The following is a 19,074-nucleotide window of genomic DNA, read 5'->3' on the forward strand; positions in this document are numbered from 1 at the left end:
AGATTTTTTATGTCTAAAATATTTCGAGCGATTAATTTTTCAAAAAATAATTGCTTAAAATTTTTATAAAAAGTTATATAGGTATAATATTATAGGAAGTGTAATAACACATAAAATAGTCGACTGCATTACTAGTTTTGTTGCAAAAACAGGATCTACATCGTATTTTGTAGAAAAAATTCCCGTTATAGATGCAACTGGCATTGAAAATAAAATTATAATTATTTTTTCCACAAAGGGGTCTATACTAATAGGCATTATACAAAATAAAGCTATTAATATTACTGGAAATAAAATAAGTCTATAAAAACTCATTACATAAACTCTTTTTTCTACAAAAATATCCTTTATATCCATTTCTCCAAGCATTAAACCAATTATAATCATAGAAAATAAACCTGTGCCATTGCCTACAATTTCTAGTACGCTATAAATAAAATCTGGAATTTTAAAGCCCGAAAATAAAATAATTAACCCAGCTATTGTAGCAATATTAGCATTGTTGAAAAAATCACGAAATTTTAGTTTTCCTTCTTTTGTAGAATTTTTCTTAATAAGTCCAATGCCCATTGTATAAGTAAAGTAATTTGAAACCATATTTACAATAGATGCTATATAAAGACCATCTTTGCCAAACATGGCGAGTATTAGCGGAAATCCTAAAAATCCTAAATTTGTAAAAATTCCTCCCATCATCATTTGTGATTTATTAGGTTCTTTTACTTTATAAAATTTCATTATGAAATATATTAAAAAATAAGAAAAAATAAAAATTATATTTGCAATTAAAAAGGTATCTCGTGCTTGAATTAATTTGTCCTCTGTAAATTCCACTGTCATTGATGTTATTATGATACATGGAGTTGTAATATCTGTTAGTAAATAGGACATATCCCTTTGTAATTTATTGCTAACTTTATTAAACTTTCTAACAAAAAATGCAATCATAATGATAATTAAAAATATCATTAAATTTTTAAAAAGTATAAAAGTTTCCATATTCCTCCTATATATAAAAAAAGCCTCTTTTTACAGAGGCTTACTCTATTAGATTTAATTCTTAAATATTATCTTCACTTAATTATCATCTTCTGAAGTTTTCTTTTCTTTTCCCTTTTTATTAATTATCTCACGAGCTTCTTCGGAAAGGTCGGTGATTTTTATTGAATCGTCAATATCAATGGATTCCTCTTCTAACTTTTCACCGTTAAAAATCTTTTCAAAGTCCTTTGAATAAATTGTTTCCTTTTCCAAAAGTGCATCAGAAAGTGCAATTATTTTGTCTAAGTTGTCGCTTAAAAGTTCTTTACACCTTAAATAAGCTTCGTTAACAATTCTAGAAACTTCTTCGTCGATTTCAGCAGCAGTCCTTTCAGAATAATCCTTTGATCTGCCAAGGTCACGACCAATAAAAACTTCATTTTCAGATGAATCGTAGTTTATTGTACCAAGTCTGTCGCTCATTCCATATTGAGTAACCATGGCACGAGCAATTTTTGTAGCTCTCTCAATATCATTGGATGCCCCCGTAGAAATATCGTCTAAAACCAAGGACTCTGCAACTCTTCCTCCAAGAAGTGAAACTATGGATGCTTCCATTTTTTTCTTTGTCATGAAAGAAATGTCGTCTTCAGGAAGATAGGCTGTAAATCCTCCAGCCATTCCCCTTGGAATAATTGTAATCATGTGCACAGGATCTTCTTCTGGAAGAAGTCTTGACACAATTGCATGTCCTGACTCGTGAACTGCTGTTAGCTTTCTTTCCTTTTCAGAAACTACACGGGATTTCTTTGCAGGACCTGCTTGAACTTTTATAGATGCTTCGTCAACATCTTCCATTGAAATTTCACTGTCGCCACGCCTTGCAGCAAGTAGAGCCGATTCATTCATCAAGTTTTCAAGATCTGCTGGAGTAAATCCAGGAGTTCTCTTTGCAATTACTTCGAGATCAACATCGCTTGCAAGCTTTTTGCCCCTTGCGTGTATTTCAAGGATTGCTTTTCTTGCACGCACGTCAGGCTTTCCTACATATACTGTTCTATCAAATCTACCTGGTCTTAATATTGCAGGGTCAAGTATGTCTGCTCTATTAGTTGCAGCCATTACTATTACACCTTCATTAGTTCCAAAACCATCCATTTCAACTAGCAGTTGGTTAAGAGTTTGTTCTCTTTCGTCATGTCCACCGCCAAGACCTGCACCTCTTCTCCTACCAACAGCGTCAATTTCGTCAATAAAAATTATACAAGGTGCGTTTTTCTTTGCATTTTCAAATAAATCTCTTACTCTTGATGCACCAACACCTACAAACATTTCTACAAAGTCAGAACCACTCATGATAAAGAAGGGAACTCCAGCCTCACCCGCAACTGCTTTAGAAAGGTAAGTCTTACCAGTCCCTGGAGGTCCTACTAAAAGGACTCCCTTAGGTATTCTTGCGCCCATATTTATAAATTTCTTAGGATTTTTTAGAAAGTCAACTATTTCACCAAGTTCTTCCTTCTCTTCTTCAAGTCCTGCAACATCTTTAAACTTAACTAGATTTTTTGCCTCTTCCTTGTTAATTAGCTTAGCCTTGCTCTTTCCAAAGGAATTCACTTTTCCTCCGCCGCCGCCAGCTTGTTGCATCATTCTATACCAGAAAAAAATTAGAAGTCCAAACATCAATAGAGTAGGGATCCACTCAACTAAAAAAGAAGTTTGCTTAGTTGGAGTAGACAATACATTTATCTCTCCTGCATCACTTTTTTCCTTTAAATAATCTTTATAGAAAGTATCTGATGCCTCTTGCGGTATTACAGTTCTAAAGGATTCATCATTTTTTAATTTTACGCTAGCAACGGAATCCACTCCATTTTGAAGAGTTACACTTTTTACATTTCCCTTGTCAAGTTCCGTTACAAATTCAGTAAAACTTTTTTCTTCAACTGCACTTGCTGGTGGACTAAAAAATTTTATTGTAAGCACTAATACAACTATTAGTAAAATATAAAATCCAGCTCCCCCAAATTTTTTATTCAATAATATCACCTCATTGTTTTGAATACACAGACTCATCTAATATTCCTATAAAAGGAAGAGCTCTGTATTTCTCGTTATAATCCATACCATATCCTATTACAAAATAATCTTCTATTTCAAAGCCATTGTATTTAACAGGCAAATCAATTTTTCTTCTACTTGGTTTAGAAAGCATAGTTACAATTTCAATAGAATTAGCTCCCCTAGACTTTAAAACCTTTGTGAGATAAGAAAGAGTAATGCCTGTATCAATAATGTCTTCAACTATTAAAATATCTTTTCCAACAATCGAAGTAGAAATATCCTTTAAAATTCTAACTTCGCCCATTGACCTTGTTCCTTGATAACTTGATACATCCATAAAATCATATTCAAGATTCAAATCTATTTTTCTCATAATATCTGCCATAAAGGGAACAGCTCCCTTTAATATTCCAAGCAAAAATAAATCCTTGTCCTTGTAATCTTCAGTAATCTTCTCGCCAAGCTCTTTAACTTTATTTTGAATTTCTTCTTCCGAAAAAATAACTTCTTTAATATCTGACATTTCTAACCTCCAAGACGAGTTTATTCAAAGTATTTTCATCTATTTTGACATCTTCAGAAATATCCATGCCAATAATATAGATGATTTTCTCTTCATCGCAAACAATTCCTATTTTATCTCTTTTTAATCTATCGACTTTTCTATCAATAAAATAGTCCTTTACCTTTTTATTTCTTTTCATGCCAAGAGGCTTAAATCTATCGCCACTCTGCCTTGTCCTAATAAAAAGCTTTCCTTTAATTTTATCACAGTCTATAGTTTTTATAAAGGAAGGAGCTTCAGAATTTCTTTCATCTTTTGAAATAAAGATTTCTCCAAAATCAGTTTTATTAATACCCAATTTTAACTTAGCATATCTTTTTTCTCTTTCAGCTTTTTCTCTTTCAATAAAAACTTTGTCATAGGATTTTCTAGCAGAAATATTGCTGCCAAGTTGAAGAACTTTTCCACTTTCCCCAAAAAATAAATTGTAAATACTTAAAATATTATCTCGATTTAAAATATTTTCTGCGTAAAAATTTTCTATTAAGTATTTTTTTATTATTTCACAAGCCAAAAATTTGTGAATTTTTATAATTTCATCTACTACAAAATAATTTTCTTTAACAGCTTTTTTATAATTTTTTTCAACAATTTCTTTAATAAAATCATCTGCGTCCCTGGCATTTTTAGAAAGCCTTAAAAGAGAATCAATTATATTTGGATTTAGCTTGCTTAAATAGGGAATTAAACTTAGGCGAATTTTATTTCTCGTGTAAATTTCTTCAAAATTAGTCTCATCATCTACATAAGCTAAATTGTTTTTATGCAGATAGTCTTCAATTTCCCTTCTCTTTATGTCTAGGATAGGTCTAAAAATATCGCCCTTGACTTCAGAAATGCCAACTAATCCAGAAATTCCCGTTCCTCTAATAATATTAAATAAAAGAGTTTCTGCTCTGTCATTGGCATTATGTGCAGTTAAAATTTTTCTATTCTTAGAGTTTTCTCTAAAAAAATTGTACCTTAAAATCCTTCCCGCTTCTTCAGAAGAAAGTTTGTTTTCCCTTGCATATTTATCCATGTTAACAGTTTTTGTTATGCATTTTATCTTGTAACTCTCACAAATATTTTTTACAAAATCCTCATCTCTTTTTGCAGTTTCACGGATTCCATGATTTAAATGGCAAACTATAATATCAAGATCCAATTCATCTTTTATGTCCATAAAATTATAGAAAAGATACATTGAATCTGCACCACCAGAAACTGCTAGAGTTAACTTGTCGCCCTTTTTAATAATATTTAATTTTTTTAAATTTTCACAAAATAATTTATCCATAATAAAAAAGTGGTAGAACTATCAAAAGATAGTCAACCACTTGTTAATTTCTAGAATTCCTCTTCTTAGTCTTTTGATTATATCTCGCTCTTGCTTCATCAAGTTTTGTATTGCTTTCCTTTAGGAACTTGCTCAAAATATCTTCAAATCTCGAATCAACTTTTTCATCTTTAGGTTCTTCCTTTTTTTCAACCGCATCCTTTATTGAAAGAGCAATTTTCCCCTTTTCGTCTATACTTAGAACCTTAACTTTAACTTCGTCGCCCTCTTTAATGTGATCATTAATATTTTTAACAAAAGTATCTGCAATCTCTGAAATATGTACTAGACCACTTTTGCCTTCTTTTAAATCGACGAAAGCTCCAAACTTAGTAACTTTACTTACAATACCTTCAACAATATCGCCTGGCGATAAATCCATAATTTCCTCCTATTTTATTTAAAATTTTCTTTATCATTAGATTTCTTTTCATTATTTAAAACTTTATCTTTGTCAAAAGCTTTTTCTTTGTTCTTGTCAAAATAGATAACCTCTCTAGGTTTTACCATGCCCAACTCTTCTCTTGCCACCTTTTCAACAAAATCAGCAGAAGAAGAATTTTCAAGTTCTGAATTTAAATTATCTATTTCAAGTTTTAAATTGGAAATTTCTTTTTTATTTTCAGAAATTATCTCTAGTTTTTGGTTTCTCATGGAAATTGATTTACCAATTTTCACAGACCCATATAAAACAGAAAACAAAATAATAATGGCAAGTGCCACTGGAAATTTTTTTCTATTAGCCTTCATAAAATCTCTCCAATTTAAATTTCAACTTTTTAATCAATTCTCTCATAAAGAGTCTGTGCATCCTTTTTGCTATTTACATCAGTTATATCCTTGACTCTTACATTTATTTCTCTTTCGCCGAGCTTTAAAGTCAAAACATCATCTATATTTACATCTTCTGATGGTTTTGCGACTTTGTCATTGATTTTAACAAGACCCTTTTCACAAGCCTCTTTAGCAATAGTTCTTCTTTTAATAAGTCTTGAGTTTTTTAAAAATTTATCTAATCTCATAATATACTCCACATAAGAATATATCAAAAAAACTAGAAAATTTCAATACTAAGAAGAGAGTTGTTCATAAAAAAATATATGGCCTAAGATTTCTCTTTAAACCATATATTTATAATTTCCCTTCCAAGCATTAGCTATTGTAAAGCTCGAAAAAGTACCTTTCTTTTACATTACTTTTTAAAATCTATTTCTATGCAAGTGTTTAATCTTTACTAAAGCCTTTTAATTTTACCACTTAACTACGTAATTTATTGATAAGTAAAGATAATTAAATATTATTAAGATTAACATAAATACTATCGCTGACTTTTTATAACCTTTTTCGAAACTTCTATACATAGCTAGAAGACACATGATTTGTAGTATAAAGTATAAAATTGTATACTTGTCTGTTAAAAAATATCTAGGCATTAAAATTTACCTTCTTCCACTCCAGTGTACTGTAGTTATATACCCCCTTGAGGATCATATATTTCATACTTATAATGTTCTTCAATTAGTTCCTTTTGAAATCATAGTTTAAAATATAACTCTCACACTGGATAGACTCCCATTTTCTATAATCTATCTCATCATTAAACTAGTAATTAGTTATTAACAAGATACCCATCAATTATATTTATAAACACTTTTCTTTTGAAACATACATATATAACTATGCTTTATTCACCTATTTCTTTTTATTATATAGTTACCTTGACCATTCTTAATTTTAGATCTTAAAGCAAATATTTTTCTCAAACCTGTTAATACTATATAATGAAAAATAAATTAACTTTTATTTGCATATACTTAAGCTTTAAAAAATTATCCTCTTTCTAATTCTTCATTATAATAAATAAAAAAATAGTGCAAGATAGGCATTAACACCTTCTTACACTATTTTGTACTAAAAATAAGTAGTTCTCATGCTACTTTATCACCTAGTTTAAAGAAGCACTAGATCTTACTTATTAACAGCTTCTTTAAGAGCTTTACCTGATCTAAAAACTGGTGCTTTAGATGCAGGAATCTTAATAACTTCTTCTGGATTTCTAGGGTTTCTTCCTTCTCTAGCTTTTCTTTGTCTAACTTCAAAAGTTCCAAATCCAACTAATTGAACCTTTTCTCCCTTAGCAAGAGCTTCTTGAACTGAAGAGATAAATCCGTTTAAAGCTTGTTCAGCGTCTTTTTTAGTAAGACCTGCTTTTTCAGCAATATTTGCTACTAATTCTGATTTGTTCATTTAATATCCTCCTTGAAGATTTTCTTTAATCTTTTCTTAGAATTGCCATGTTTCAGAAAACATCACGCACTTATAAAGGGCACGCAAACCTAAGACTGTTACAATTATAACTCATATTGACTTTATTTTCTACATTTATTTAAAAAAATCCGCTATTTTATCCAATCTTTTATAGATTTTATTATAAATTTGTCGTAAATCAATTAGACCATCATTACTCTTTAACAAAATTAATAAAAGTGACAATGCTAAGATATTTTCTTCATTTTCATAATCCATGGAAATTGAATTGGACTTTTTTATAATTTCATTTTTTATATTATTTAAATTAGCTTCATCTAAATATAAATCTTCTTCATTTATAATAGATGACATTTTATTTAGAATAATATTAAGATTTTTGCCTTTGCTCCTTGGAATATAAACACAGGATTGATGATTGTAGTCGTCAAGTCTTGGAAGTTCATAAATTTTTATTTCTCTTACAATTTCATCTTCAATACCTGCATTTGTAATAACATAAGCTAAATCTTCTTCGTCATAAATTTCTTGAAGTTCTAAGGATAAATCCGATGCAATTCTCTTGTTGTAAACTTGAGTTATTATAGTATCTCTTCTAGTATCAAAGTCGAATTTATTGGCATCCGAATCCAAAAACAATAGCCCGTCCACTGCATCTCTTCCTACTGCTGCAAGCACTGGTTCAATAAAGGAAATTCCATTTATTATATTTATGTCGATCTTTTTTTCTATTAACATCTTCACTGTTTTTTCTGCTACAAGAGGTGTGCCTGGTACAAAATAATTTATGTCTTTGTTTTTAGATTCTTCGATTAAAATCTCGACTACTTTAGAATAAACTTTATCAAAACTATCCATCTCATCGTAGAGATAGTCAAAAGATTTATATTTTATATTATTTTCTTTAAAAAAGGAAAGAGAATCATGTCTATCTGTCCTGAGAAAATTTTTATTTCCATTTTTCATAATTTTTACTGCTTCAAGAGTGAGATCTTTGGCAGAAGTGGAGCCTAGCCCAACTACATTTATCATTTTTATCACCTTTAATATTATATCAGCTGTAATTAAAAAAATCCTTTATTTGAAAAAATGATAAGAAAATCTATTGCATAAAAAAGAGAGGTCGCCCTCTCCTTTAAAACTTTAAATTAATCAAATCCAAACTTTTTTCTCATGATTTCAAGTTCTTCATCAGTTAAATCATTTTCGTCAACTGGCTTTTCTCTTTCTTCTTCAGCCCTTTGTTTTTTTCTTTCTTCTACAATTTTGTCGTGTTCAGCGATAACCTGTGCTACAACTTCCTGTGGAATATCAATTGATTTGTTTTCCACTTCTGAAAGTTCAACTTCTCCGCCTACGCATAACTTTTTGCCATCTTCAAATTCGTAAACAAAAACTTCAAGTTCTCCTGCTGGATTTTTTATTGAAATTTTGTAATCTTCGTCAAGAGAGTTTATATCCTCTACGAGATAGTTTACTACTGCAATAGTGCCTGAACCACAAGATCCTTCTCTAACTAGAGTTTCTGATCCTTCTACAAATACATAGGGAATAGCTTGAAGTTTTTCTTTGTCAAAAAATACTATTCCATAGGCTTCAGCTTTGTATTTTTCTTTCAAAACCTTTAAAGCCTCATCTACAAATTTTTTATCTTCTTTTTCTTCAACAATTAGATGGCTGATGCCGTTAAGTTCTATTAATTTGTATTCTTTTCCATTAATTTCGACATTTTTTTTGTCAAGAGGAGCTTCCATTGCTACATAAGCCCTTTGATTTTTTACATCTGCAATTACATCAGTAGTTCCTTCGTGACCACTTACATATACTTCAATATCAACAAGTCCATCTACATCGTAAAATCCTGCTGAATAAAGTCCATAGGCTCTAGTTGCATTGGCACAAAATTCTCCACCCATCATGTCCATTCTCAGTGGTGCACCTTCGTAAGCTGGAGATATAAAACCAACTTGTTCAACATCTTTATCTATTTGTTCAATGATACACTTTGTGTAAGCTTTTCTATATCCCGGATACACTGGTGCAATTACAAATCCTGTAATATTTCCGCAAGGATTTGCTCTAAAATATTTAAAATTTTTCTTCATAATAATCCCTTCTCGACTATAAAGTTTTGGCTTCTTAAATATTATAACATACTAAGTCAGTATTTTTTGCTCGATAGTTATAATTACAAGATTTTTAAATTTTATTTATTTTAAATACTTTTTTAACTCTTCTGCTCTATCAGTTTTTTCCCAAGTAAGGTCTAAATCAGGTCTACCAAAATGTCCATAGGCTGCTGTTTGCCTATAAATTGGTCTTAATAAATCGAGGTCACGTATAATTGCAGCTGGTCTCATGTCAAAATTTTCCATTATAATTTTTTCAATTTCTTCATTGGATAATTTTCCAGTGCCAAAAGTATCTACATATACAGAAGTTGGTCTCGCAATTCCAATGGCATAGGCAAGTCCAATCTCAACTTTGTCTGCAAGTCCTGCTGCCACTAAGTTTTTTGCAATGTATCTTGCGTAATATGCACCAGACCTGTCTACCTTTGTTGGATCCTTCCCTGAAAAAGCTCCTCCTCCATGTCTTCCAAAGCCTCCATAAGTGTCTACAATAATTTTTCTACCAGTAAGCCCTGCATCTGCCATTGGTCCACCAATTACAAATCTTCCCGTTGGATTTATAAAGAATTCTGTATCATCATCTATAAATTCTTTAGGCACAACTTTTTCTACAACTTCTCTAATAATATCTTCTCTAATCTTTTCCATTGGAATCTCTGGTGCATGTTGTGAAGATACTACCACATTTTTAAGTCTAATTGGTTTGTCTTCTTCATATTCAACAGTTACTTGAGTCTTTCCATCAGGTCTTAAATAATCAAGAGTTTTATTTTTCCTCACTTCAGTAAGTCTTCTAGCAAGTTTATGTGCAAGGGAAATTGGAAGTGGCATCAATTCTTCTGTATCATTGCAAGCAAATCCAAACATAATTCCTTGATCTCCAGCTCCAAAGGAATCAAGCTCGTCAACTCCTTCTTGTTTAAATCTGTCAACGCCCATGGCAATGTCAGAAGATTGCTCTTTTATTGCAGATAAGACTGCACAAGTTCTTCCGTCAAAACCATATTTAGCTCTATTGTATCCAATATCCTCTAATACTTCTCTTGCTGTCTTTTCAAAATCTACATAAGTATCTGTTGAAATTTCTCCTGTAATTACTATCATTCCAGTGGATGCCATAGTTTCGCAAGCCACTCTCGCATTTTTATCCTCTGCTAAAATTTTATCTAGTATAGCATCAGATATTTGGTCGCAAACTTTGTCCGGATGTCCTTCTGTAACGGATTCTGAACTAAATTGCCATTTTTTCATTTTTAATTCCTCCATTTTAAATACCTTTGATTTAATGTATGAATTTTATTTAAAGTTTATAATTTTGAAAATTAAAAATACATTCATAAAAAAATCCTCACGCAAAAGTGAGGATCATTAAACCTCATCTTTCAGATAAAAATCTGTGGGATTTAGCACCAACTAGGTTGCCGGGTTTCAAAGTGCCCATTCACTCCACCACTCTCAATAAGGTATTATTCTTAGTTGTAAAAAGATTATAGCATTAATATTTATCTAGTGCAATAGATTAAAATAATTCATAAGGGATATTCCCACTGGATAAGTAATTATGCTCATTATAAAACTAAGAGTTATTACCTTTGATGCAAATTCATAATCAGATTTCATCTGCTTTGTGAATATGAAACAATTTGCCGCACATGGTGTCGCCCAAAAAACAAAGGCTATGCCAAGTTCCATATTTGTAAATCCAAGTTTTACACCTATTGGAATTAATATTGCTGGTGCAAGAATGGTCTTAATAAATGCAGAAATAAACATTAACTTAAAATCACTCTTTGAGCTTTCAAAGTTTAAACTAGCACCAATTAATATAAGGGACATTGGTGTAGAAATTTTCGATACCATTTCTATCGCCTTGTCCACTCCCTGATAAACTGGAATATGTAAAAAATTAAAAATTGCACCAACAATTATGCTGATGATCATTGGATTTTTTATAATTTTTATCGCAATATCTATAATTGAAATTCTCTTCTCCTCTGACTCGCTATAATAAGTTAAAAGAATTATTGCTGAAATATTATAAAGAGTAAGTCCAAAGGAAATTATAATTATCATATGCTCCATTGAAGGTGCACCATTATAAATTATATCTAAAATTGGAAATCCAACATAGACAAAATTAGAGCGATAGGCACAATGTACAAAGGCAGACAATTTTTTCTTGTCCTTAATTCTCAAAGATTTTGCAATAACAATAGAAATGAAAATTACAAAAATTATTCCCGACAAAATATATGCCACATATTTTAGATGAAAGGATTCAATCCTTGAACTCTTTATATCATAAAATAATTTAAAGGGCAGAGCTAAATAAAAAACTAGCCATGTACCCTTGTCCACAAAATTATTATCTATATATCCTCTTTGTTTTGCAAAGTATCCAAGAAGCAAAACAAAAAAAACTGGAGTTACAATATTAAGTCCCATTAATAAGTTTTCCATTTAATCACCTATATAAATTATAGGTTAAATTTTTTCTCTTGTCGAGTGTCATCTTTTCAAATACAATAGAAATAGGAGGTAATATTATGAAAAAAATTATGGGTACAATTGTCGCATCTCTTATTTTGTTTTCAAGTGTAAATGTATTTGCCAGTGCTAAAGTTTCTAGCCAAAGTATTGTTCTAGATGGAAAGGATACTGGAATAAAGGGTTACAATATTGAAGACAATAATTATTTTAAGCTTAGAGACGTTGCTGCACTTTTAGATGGCAAAGATGCTGAGTTCAATGTAAGTTATGACGAGGATAGATCTGCTGTAATGATAAATAGCAAATCAGACTATAAAAAAGTTGAGGGTGATTTAACTCCACTAAAGGATAGCGACAGTGAAGTTAAGGTTTCCAAACACAATGTATATGTGAATGGAATAAGACATTCCTTTAGTGTATACACTATTGACGGATATAATTATTTTAAACTAAGAGAATTAGGTCAAACTATTGGATTTGACGTGAATTTTGACGAAAAAACTAATAGTGTTATAATTGACTCCAAGGCAATTGAACCAAAATCTCTTGTAAAAAATCAAGTGGACATAAAAATAGTCGAATATGCTACAAGTTACGAAGACAAAGAACTGGACATACTAAAGGACCCTATTTTAGACATCAATGTTTTTTTAAAAAATATTAACAATAATATACTTGCAACTAAAGATTCTGGACAAATCAATGGCAATGTTCAATATGTAAAATCTGAAAATATAGTAGAAGTAATTCCTTTATCGACAAAGTTCAACGGAAAATTCACATACAAACCTTATATAAGAATAACTCAAGATAAAAAATCTGAAGTTTTCCCTTATGAAAGTAATTTTGAAGTTGCAAAAACTTTAACATCAAGGGGTTTTGACCCTACAAGCGAATTTAAAATTAGCCTTGGAACAAATATAAGTGATAATTTTGTTGAATACTCATCTTTTAATTATAAATAGTTTTGGGTATAATAATTTAGGAGGTGTTAACTTTGGAAATAAAAAAAGATATGTTAATTGGAGAAATCCTTTCAAAAAAACCTGAATCAATTGGAACTTTAATGAGCTTTGGAATGGGTTGTATTATGTGCCCATCTTCTCAAATGGAATCCCTTGAAGAAGCTGCAATGGTTCATGGCATAGATCCTAATATTCTTGTAGCTGCACTTAATAAAGACAGTAAAGAAGAAGCAGATGCTTAATTTTTAAGCTAAAGAAGGGGCAGTGCCTCTTCTTTTTTTTACATAAATACTTTAAGGCTTTAATAAGGAGGTAAATATGAATAAAAAAATAATTTTTGGTCTTGCCTTGATTTTAGTAACAGGCAGTGTCTATGCAAGTATAAATAAAGACCTTGCAGTAAATTATAGCTCCAAATATATTGAAACAGATGAGGCAGTAACCCTAGAAGTGACAGATGCTGAAAAGAAAAAAGTTGAAGAAATAAAAAAGATTTTTAATATAAGTGGAGATTATGAAAGCTTTACTATTTTAAGTGACCCAATGAATAGTGATAGCGGAAGTGATTACTTAAACAAGCTCATAAAAAATAAGTCCATCACAACTTACAGGTGGTCTGACGAAAAATTAGGCGAGCTCAGCGTCTCCTACACTAGCGATGGAGAATTTATTTCTTATAGCAAGTGGACGAGTTCCAATGAAGAAAATAATAAGAAAAAATATTCAAAGGATGACGCTCTAAAGGCTGCAGAAAATATTTTAAAGAAGGCAATCAAAGATTTTGACAAGAAATATATTTTATCCGATTATAGTATCCGCCCTGGCAGTGATTATATAGACCTAACTTATCAAAGGCTTTTAGCTGGAATACCTCTTGCTGATAATTATTTGAATGTAAGCTTTTCAACTGAGTCTGGCGAAATAAGTGACATGATGCTCATGGGAGATAATTCCTATGCCATAACATTTTTAAAGGACAAGGACTTTAAGGGGGAGGCAAAAATTAGTCCTGAAGAGGCAGAAAAAATATTTTTAGAAAAATCACCCCTCACTCTCTCCTACAAGGTGACTAGGGACGGCAAGTCTGTAGAAAAAGTTTTTTCAAGTGATGTAGTGGATATTGATGCCCTTACGGGTAAGGTTTTTAAAAATAATTTAAGAGATCCTTTCATGCCTTATGCTACTGAAGAGGCAAAGGATTCAGCTGGTTTAAGTGAAGTTGAAGTGAAAAAAATTGACGGCTTAAAGGATTTAAAGAAAAAATCTGAAGCTAAGGACAAGGCTCTTGAAATCGTTGGCAAGTCTTATACAGTTGAAAGTATTTCCCTAACTTCCGACAAGGATAATTATTATTACAGAATAAATCTTGAAAATGAAAAAAATCCTGGCAGCCTCCTATTAAATGCCAAGACTTTAAAATTAGTCAGCTTAGATATTTATAATGACAAAAGGGATGTCAAGACTAAGGTCACTGATGAAGAAGCTAAAAAAATTGCCCTTGACTTCCTAGAAAAGTATGGGGACAAGACTGAACTTAATTTGGAAAAAATTGATGTAAAGAAATTTGACTACACTACTATCCCTTTTATACCAAGGTTCGTGAACTCTCTTCCAGTTCTTGGTGAAGGCGTAACTATTGCGGTCGATGACGAGAAAAATGTTGTAATCTATGAAAAAGATTTTTCAACAGCAGATTTTAGCAAGGCAAAAGATATAGCTCTTACAAAGGATGAGGCAAATAAAATTTATTTAAATTCTAAAAATTTTGGTCTCAAGTATGAAATGACTGAAGAGGGTCCTAAGCTTCTCTATGGAAAAATAAAAAATATTGTCCCTCTAGTTGGCGAAGATAAAATTTTGCGAGACAAATTTGGAAATATAATTAACTTTAAAGACCAAATATCCTATGAAGACTTTGACAAGGCAAGGGATAAGGATGCAATTAATTCTTTAAAGGACATGGAAATTGGAACTATTGGCAAAAAATTAGCTGACAAAATAACTTACAAGGAATTTTTAAATCTTCTTAATGGAAGTTACTCCGATGATTATTACGACTTTGACCGCTACGGCTTAGATATGGACAAGGTCAAAGACAAGAAAATTCCTGAAAAAGATGTAATTAAATTTTTAGTAATAGACAAGGGCTTTGAGGACTTCACCAAGGCCAAGGGAATTTTTAAAGATGATTTATTTAAAAATCAAAAATCACTAAAGGAATATGAGAATTATTATATCATTGCAAGGGGTTTTGACTATATCGGCGATGAAATTAACCCAGATAAAGAGCTAAATCTCGAAGAAATTTTGTACATTATATATAATTCAATAAAGTAATTGTAACTCTTTTGTAATTGCAAGTTGCCTCTCACTGATGTATATTATCAGTGGGAGGTTTTTTATGACCCAATCAAATTACGATGCAAGACGAAAACAAAGAAGACAAAGAGCTAGAAGAAGAAAGAGAAAAAGACAAATAATTTCAATTTCAATCTTTATAGTACTTATAATTTTTGTATTTTCTAGGTTGTTTTCTGCAATAAAAAAACCAAAGGATGAAGCTTACCCAGCACTTATGTGGTACTACGCAAATGAAATCAATAAGGATAGACCTAAAAAATATTATTACGATCCTGAATATATATCTAATGTGGCTCTTGATCCCTTACTTCGAATTGAAGATGAATTTATAGTAAAGGGATCTAATCACTTGAAAAAAGCTGATAAATACGCCTATGATGCAAAGGAAATACGCACATATATTAAGAAAAATAATTATGATGGCGACAAAAAAATTGTATTCCTAACCTTTGACGATGGACCAAATAATACTATTACTCCTCAAGTTTTAGATATTCTAAAAAAAGAAGATGTTCGTGCAACTTTCTTTTTAGTTGGAAAATCAATTGGAGATAAAACGGCAGGTCGAGTTCGTGAAATTCTGAGAAATGGAAATGCTATTGCAACTCACTCCTTTAGTCATGACTATGAATATTTATATCCAGGTAGAGCTGTAAGCCCTGAGAGAGTTTATGATGAAATTCAAAAAACTAATGCAAGGTTAAAAAATATTCTTGGAGAAGATTTTCACTCAAGTGTATTTAGATACCCTGGCGGCGAAATGTCTTGGCAAAACACTGATGCAAGTAATGCACTTCTAGAATCAAAGGGCATTCACTGGATTGACTGGAACTGCCTTGTTGGCGATGCAGAGAAAAAATCTGTTAGACCTACAACAGTTGAAGGCTTCGTAAATTATCTAGATAAAAGTCTTCATGAAAATAAAAACGCAAAAATTGCAGTTGTGCTAGCACATGATGCGACAAATAAACAACTTACAGTAGATTCTCTAAGTTCTATTATAAAATATTTTAAAGATAAAGATTATGAATTTGGAGTTTTAAAATAACTTTTCAAAATAAAAAGAAGACTGTTCTTCGTGGACAGTCTCCTTTTTTTGCTTCTAAATTGTAGAGTTTTTTCTTCTGCTCTTTCAATTAATCTATCTTTCCCTAAAAAATAAATTTATATTTTACCTTTCTTATCAATCATCCTTATATTTAATTTTTAATGTCCTATAGATTTTGAAAAATCGCTTTACTGTTTCACAATAATGTGATATTATGATTTTTAAAAAAAGGAGAAATATTATGACTAGAAAATTTTTGTTGGTTATATCTTTATTATGCTTAGCTTTTTTATTATTATTCCGAAACTCTAATATATTTAATCTGGAAAACAAATTGTCTAGTGAAGATATTTTATTGTCAAAGAATTCTAATAGTTTTGAAACTATTAAAATATATGAAAATAAGAAAACTAAATTTTTATCATACGCCATATATGATAGGCTTACTATGAAAGAAAAAATGTCTGGTTATCAAGGAAGTTGTCAACCTTTTTATAAAGAAAAAGGATTTTCTTTCTTAGAAATTCCTTTAAATAAAAACAATAAAGTAGTTTGTGGAAAATTTGATAATAGGATAAAAGATATAAAAATAAACGATAGCTATGACTGTACTCTTAATAAAGCAAATTCCTTTTGGTTTATTTTTTTAAATAAAACAGATTTAAAGAAAATAACTGCCCACTACTATAATCAAGAAAAATATGAAATTACTTATTAATATGTATTTTAAGATTAATAACTCCACTTTATTTTTATAAATAATTTCATTTTTACTATTTATATACGCTTTAGAAAAATTTTTTTATCTGAGTAATATGATATTATTTTTTTAATAAGGAGTGTGTTTTATGTTTCCATATATTCAAAGGTTGAAAAATGGAGATATTTTTCTGAAATAATTTTATTTATAGTGCATTTAAAATTTTATCAGGAGAATTTTTATGAAAAATAATAAATCAAATAAACAATGTTTTTTCCAAGAAAATGATTATAATTATATTAAAATTGATAAAGTAGTTGATCTCAAATGATTAAAAAAACAAAATAATTAAAATTGGATTTTTGTGTTTCTATTACTTGTTATTTGTAAATAGTTTTGGATTATTATCCGAAAATTTTTCAATTTTTCCAAAGTGGAATTTATTAATTAATTATCTCGGCATTAGTTCAAAAGATTTAAGTATATTTTACAATTTTAGATTTTCTATTTTTACTTTAATTCATATTTTAATTTTAATCACACAAATAATTTCTATAATTATTGGAATACTTATTATTTGTGATATTTCTAAATTGTATAAATATTTTAAAGAATAGTTTTTTATGGCAAATTTTAAGAGGGAAGATTCACTTCTTTCCCTCTTATTTTTATAAATAATTTAATTATCTCATTAAAATTTATAGAGCATTTTTTATTTTTTCTGCTCTTTCAATTAATTTATCTTTTCCTAAAAGATATAAAATATTTTGCATTTCTGGTCCATGAACATTTCCAGAGATTGCTGCCCTAATTGGCATATAAAGTTTTTTGCCCTTTACTCCAGAATCCTTTTGCACTTCTTTCATAAGTCCACTTGCAGTTTCCATGTCGATTTTATCATGAGATTCTACAATTTTTATAAAGGATTCAAGTAGTCCCTTTACATGATCTTGTGCTAATTCTTCTTTAGCAGAGTCCTCTGTGATTTCAATATCTCCAAATAAAAAGTCAATGTGCTTAGGAATGTCTTCTAATTTGTCTATTCCCTCTCTTATTGTATCGATTAAAATTTTGTACCACTCAAAATTTCTTCTAATTTCTTCTTCAGATAAGAGTCCAGATTTTGTAACGAAGGGTATGGAAAGTTCAGATAGTTTATCTAAATCGTAGGACTTAATGTAATGTGAGTTGACCCAATTTAATTTATCTGTGTCAAAAATTCCTCCGCTCTTTCCCACTCTTTCAAAAGAGAATTTTTCAATTAATTCATCCATTGTCATAATTTCTTCGCCATCTTCAGGAGACCAACCAACAAGTGCAAGGTAATTTACAATTCCTTCAGGTAGGTATCCCCTCTTTCTAAAATCTTCTACTGAAACATCGCCCTGTCTTTTAGATAGTTTTTTTCTATCTTTATTTAAAACTGTTGGAAGGTGAACAAATTCTGGTGCATCCCAACCAAAACATTCATACATAAATACATGCTTTGGAGTTGATGGAAGCCATTCTTCTCCTCTTACAATATGAGTAATTCCCATGAGGTGATCATCAACTATTACAGCCAAGTGATAAGTTGGAAATCCGTCAGATTTCATCAAAACTTGATCATCAATTTCATCAGTATTTATTGTAACTTTGCCACGAACTGCATCGTGAAATGTAATGTCCCTGTTCTTAGGAAGTTTTAGTCTTATGACATATTCTTCACCTGCTGCAACTCTCTTTTTCGCTTCTTCAATAGGTATACTACGGCAAAGTCCATCGTATTTAGGTACTTTTCCCTTTATTCTTTGTTCTTCACGTAGGTTATCAAGTCTTTCCTTGGAGCAAAAACAATAATAAGCATAGCCCTTTTCAATTAATTCATCGACATATTTTTGATAAATTTCAAGTCTATTGGATTGAATATAAGGTCCACAGTCCCCAATATCTACTATTTCTCCATCTTTTACAAAGACACCTTCATCATGTGTAATGCCTGCCCATTCAAGAGAATCTATTAAATTTTCAATGGCACCTTCAACATATCTAGTTCTATCTGTATCTTCAATTCTCAAAACAAATTTGCCGCCATTTTTTTTTGCAAATAAATAATTGTATAATGCAGTCCTAAGTCCACCAATGTGTAAATAGCCTGTTGGTGATGGCGCAAATCTTACTTTAACATCTGACATTTTTTCAT

18 protein-coding genes and 1 riboswitch are annotated in these 19,074 nt (G+C 30.4%); of the genes, 5 read left to right on the top strand and 13 right to left on the bottom strand.

Annotated elements, in window-relative coordinates:
* Positions 1-63: 63 nt before the first annotated feature.
* The 12 genes from HKO22_RS05300 to HKO22_RS05355 all read right to left on the bottom strand — a co-directional run bounded on the left by HKO22_RS05300 (position 64) and on the right by HKO22_RS05355 (position 11,788).
* Positions 64-999, bottom strand: coding sequence for an AEC family transporter (locus HKO22_RS05300; protein ID WP_075660254.1), 936 nt, complete (start codon positions 997-999; stop codon positions 64-66).
* Positions 1,000-1,077: 78 nt separating this feature from the next.
* Positions 1,078-3,021, bottom strand: coding sequence for an ATP-dependent zinc metalloprotease FtsH (ftsH, locus tag HKO22_RS05305; RefSeq protein WP_169969063.1), 1,944 nt, complete (start codon positions 3,019-3,021; stop codon positions 1,078-1,080).
* A gap of 10 nt (positions 3,022-3,031) precedes the next feature.
* Positions 3,032-3,568: a hypoxanthine phosphoribosyltransferase gene (gene hpt / locus HKO22_RS05310; RefSeq protein WP_075660252.1), complete on the bottom strand. Its 537-nt coding sequence runs from the start codon at positions 3,566-3,568 to the stop codon at positions 3,032-3,034.
* Positions 3,555-4,889 carry a tRNA lysidine(34) synthetase TilS gene (tilS, locus tag HKO22_RS05315; RefSeq protein WP_169969065.1) on the bottom strand — a complete coding sequence of 445 codons (1,335 nt, stop codon included), beginning with the start codon at positions 4,887-4,889 and terminating at the stop codon, positions 3,555-3,557. Before tilS ends, hpt begins: the two co-directional genes overlap by 14 nt.
* 43 nt (positions 4,890-4,932) lie before the next feature.
* Positions 4,933-5,310 carry a S1 RNA-binding domain-containing protein gene (locus HKO22_RS05320; RefSeq protein ID WP_075660250.1) on the bottom strand — a complete coding sequence of 126 codons (378 nt, stop codon included), beginning with the start codon at positions 5,308-5,310 and terminating at the stop codon, positions 4,933-4,935.
* Between the two features lie 14 nt (positions 5,311-5,324).
* Entirely contained in the window at positions 5,325-5,678 is a 354-nt protein-coding gene (locus tag HKO22_RS05325) for an FtsB family cell division protein (protein ID WP_169969067.1), read from the bottom strand.
* 29 nt (positions 5,679-5,707) lie between these two features.
* Positions 5,708-5,950 carry an RNA-binding S4 domain-containing protein gene (locus HKO22_RS05330; RefSeq protein ID WP_169969069.1) on the bottom strand — a complete coding sequence of 81 codons (243 nt, stop codon included), beginning with the start codon at positions 5,948-5,950 and terminating at the stop codon, positions 5,708-5,710.
* Positions 5,951-6,896: 946 nt separating this feature from the next.
* Positions 6,897-7,175 (bottom strand): HU family DNA-binding protein, encoded by a 279-nt coding sequence (locus tag HKO22_RS05335; RefSeq protein WP_075660247.1) that lies wholly within the window; start codon positions 7,173-7,175, stop codon positions 6,897-6,899.
* A gap of 135 nt (positions 7,176-7,310) precedes the next feature.
* Complete coding sequence (locus HKO22_RS05340; protein ID WP_169969071.1) at positions 7,311-8,228, bottom strand: SAM-dependent methyltransferase; 918 nt, start codon at positions 8,226-8,228, stop codon at positions 7,311-7,313.
* Between the two features lie 116 nt (positions 8,229-8,344).
* Entirely contained in the window at positions 8,345-9,301 is a 957-nt protein-coding gene (locus HKO22_RS05345; RefSeq protein ID WP_169969073.1) for a hypothetical protein, read from the bottom strand.
* A 105-nt stretch (positions 9,302-9,406) separates the two neighbouring features.
* Positions 9,407-10,579, bottom strand: coding sequence for a methionine adenosyltransferase (gene metK / locus HKO22_RS05350; RefSeq protein WP_169969075.1), 1,173 nt, complete (start codon positions 10,577-10,579; stop codon positions 9,407-9,409).
* A 121-nt stretch (positions 10,580-10,700) separates the two neighbouring features.
* Positions 10,701-10,793: riboswitch (SAM riboswitch) on the bottom strand.
* A 41-nt stretch (positions 10,794-10,834) separates the two neighbouring features.
* A complete protein-coding gene (locus HKO22_RS05355; protein WP_169969077.1) occupies positions 10,835-11,788 on the bottom strand; it encodes an AEC family transporter in 954 nt (317 codons plus the stop codon).
* Between the two features lie 86 nt (positions 11,789-11,874).
* Here HKO22_RS05355 and HKO22_RS05360 point away from each other — a divergent pair, with 86 nt between their 5' ends.
* The 5 genes from HKO22_RS05360 to HKO22_RS05380 all read left to right on the top strand — a co-directional run bounded on the left by HKO22_RS05360 (position 11,875) and on the right by HKO22_RS05380 (position 16,910).
* Positions 11,875-12,783, top strand: coding sequence for a stalk domain-containing protein (locus tag HKO22_RS05360; RefSeq protein ID WP_169969079.1), 909 nt, complete (start codon positions 11,875-11,877; stop codon positions 12,781-12,783).
* 32 nt (positions 12,784-12,815) lie between these two features.
* On the top strand, positions 12,816-13,025 hold the full coding sequence (locus HKO22_RS05365; RefSeq protein WP_075660241.1) for a DUF1858 domain-containing protein: 210 nt from the start codon (positions 12,816-12,818) through the stop codon (positions 13,023-13,025).
* A 76-nt stretch (positions 13,026-13,101) separates the two neighbouring features.
* Positions 13,102-15,120, top strand: a complete 2,019-nt coding sequence (locus tag HKO22_RS05370; RefSeq protein ID WP_169969081.1) for a YcdB/YcdC domain-containing protein — start codon at positions 13,102-13,104, stop codon at positions 15,118-15,120.
* 64 nt (positions 15,121-15,184) lie between these two features.
* The gene (locus HKO22_RS05375; RefSeq protein ID WP_169969083.1) at positions 15,185-16,192 is read left to right on the top strand and encodes a polysaccharide deacetylase family protein; all 1,008 of its coding nucleotides are present in this window, start codon (positions 15,185-15,187) and stop codon (positions 16,190-16,192) included.
* 241 nt (positions 16,193-16,433) lie between these two features.
* Entirely contained in the window at positions 16,434-16,910 is a 477-nt protein-coding gene (locus tag HKO22_RS05380; protein WP_169969085.1) for a hypothetical protein, read from the top strand.
* A gap of 680 nt (positions 16,911-17,590) precedes the next feature.
* On the opposite strand, the gene gltX is transcribed toward HKO22_RS05380, so the two are convergent.
* Positions 17,591-19,066, bottom strand: a complete 1,476-nt coding sequence (gltX, locus tag HKO22_RS05385; protein ID WP_169969087.1) for a glutamate--tRNA ligase — start codon at positions 19,064-19,066, stop codon at positions 17,591-17,593.
* Positions 19,067-19,074 lie beyond the last annotated feature (8 nt).

The sequence above is a fragment of the Peptoniphilus faecalis genome, assembly GCF_012976305.1.
Classification (GTDB): Bacteria; Bacillota; Clostridia; order Tissierellales; family Peptoniphilaceae; genus Peptoniphilus_A; species Peptoniphilus_A faecalis.

Excerpts from the sequence above, each read along its gene's own strand:
- tilS (WP_169969065.1), bottom strand. The coding sequence starts at position 4,889 with ATGGATAAATTATTTTGTGAAAATTTAAAAAAATTAAATATTATTAAA.
- HKO22_RS05340 (WP_169969071.1), bottom strand. The coding sequence starts at position 8,228 with ATGATAAATGTAGTTGGGCTAGGCTCCACTTCTGCCAAAGATCTCACT.
- gltX (WP_169969087.1), bottom strand. The coding sequence starts at position 19,066 with ATGTCAGATGTTAAAGTAAGATTTGCGCCATCACCAACAGGCTATTTA.
- HKO22_RS05380 (WP_169969085.1), top strand. The coding sequence starts at position 16,434 with ATGACTAGAAAATTTTTGTTGGTTATATCTTTATTATGCTTAGCTTTT.
- HKO22_RS05370 (WP_169969081.1), top strand. The coding sequence starts at position 13,102 with ATGAATAAAAAAATAATTTTTGGTCTTGCCTTGATTTTAGTAACAGGC.
- HKO22_RS05360 (WP_169969079.1), top strand. The coding sequence starts at position 11,875 with ATGAAAAAAATTATGGGTACAATTGTCGCATCTCTTATTTTGTTTTCA.
- HKO22_RS05320 (WP_075660250.1), bottom strand. The coding sequence starts at position 5,310 with ATGGATTTATCGCCAGGCGATATTGTTGAAGGTATTGTAAGTAAAGTT.
- metK (WP_169969075.1), bottom strand. The coding sequence starts at position 10,579 with ATGAAAAAATGGCAATTTAGTTCAGAATCCGTTACAGAAGGACATCCG.
- HKO22_RS05355 (WP_169969077.1), bottom strand. The coding sequence starts at position 11,788 with ATGGAAAACTTATTAATGGGACTTAATATTGTAACTCCAGTTTTTTTT.
- hpt (WP_075660252.1), bottom strand. The coding sequence starts at position 3,568 with ATGTCAGATATTAAAGAAGTTATTTTTTCGGAAGAAGAAATTCAAAAT.
- HKO22_RS05335 (WP_075660247.1), bottom strand. The coding sequence starts at position 7,175 with ATGAACAAATCAGAATTAGTAGCAAATATTGCTGAAAAAGCAGGTCTT.
- HKO22_RS05300 (WP_075660254.1), bottom strand. The coding sequence starts at position 999 with ATGGAAACTTTTATACTTTTTAAAAATTTAATGATATTTTTAATTATC.
- HKO22_RS05375 (WP_169969083.1), top strand. The coding sequence starts at position 15,185 with ATGACCCAATCAAATTACGATGCAAGACGAAAACAAAGAAGACAAAGA.
- HKO22_RS05345 (WP_169969073.1), bottom strand. The coding sequence starts at position 9,301 with ATGAAGAAAAATTTTAAATATTTTAGAGCAAATCCTTGCGGAAATATT.
- HKO22_RS05330 (WP_169969069.1), bottom strand. The coding sequence starts at position 5,950 with ATGAGATTAGATAAATTTTTAAAAAACTCAAGACTTATTAAAAGAAGA.
- HKO22_RS05325 (WP_169969067.1), bottom strand. The coding sequence starts at position 5,678 with ATGAAGGCTAATAGAAAAAAATTTCCAGTGGCACTTGCCATTATTATT.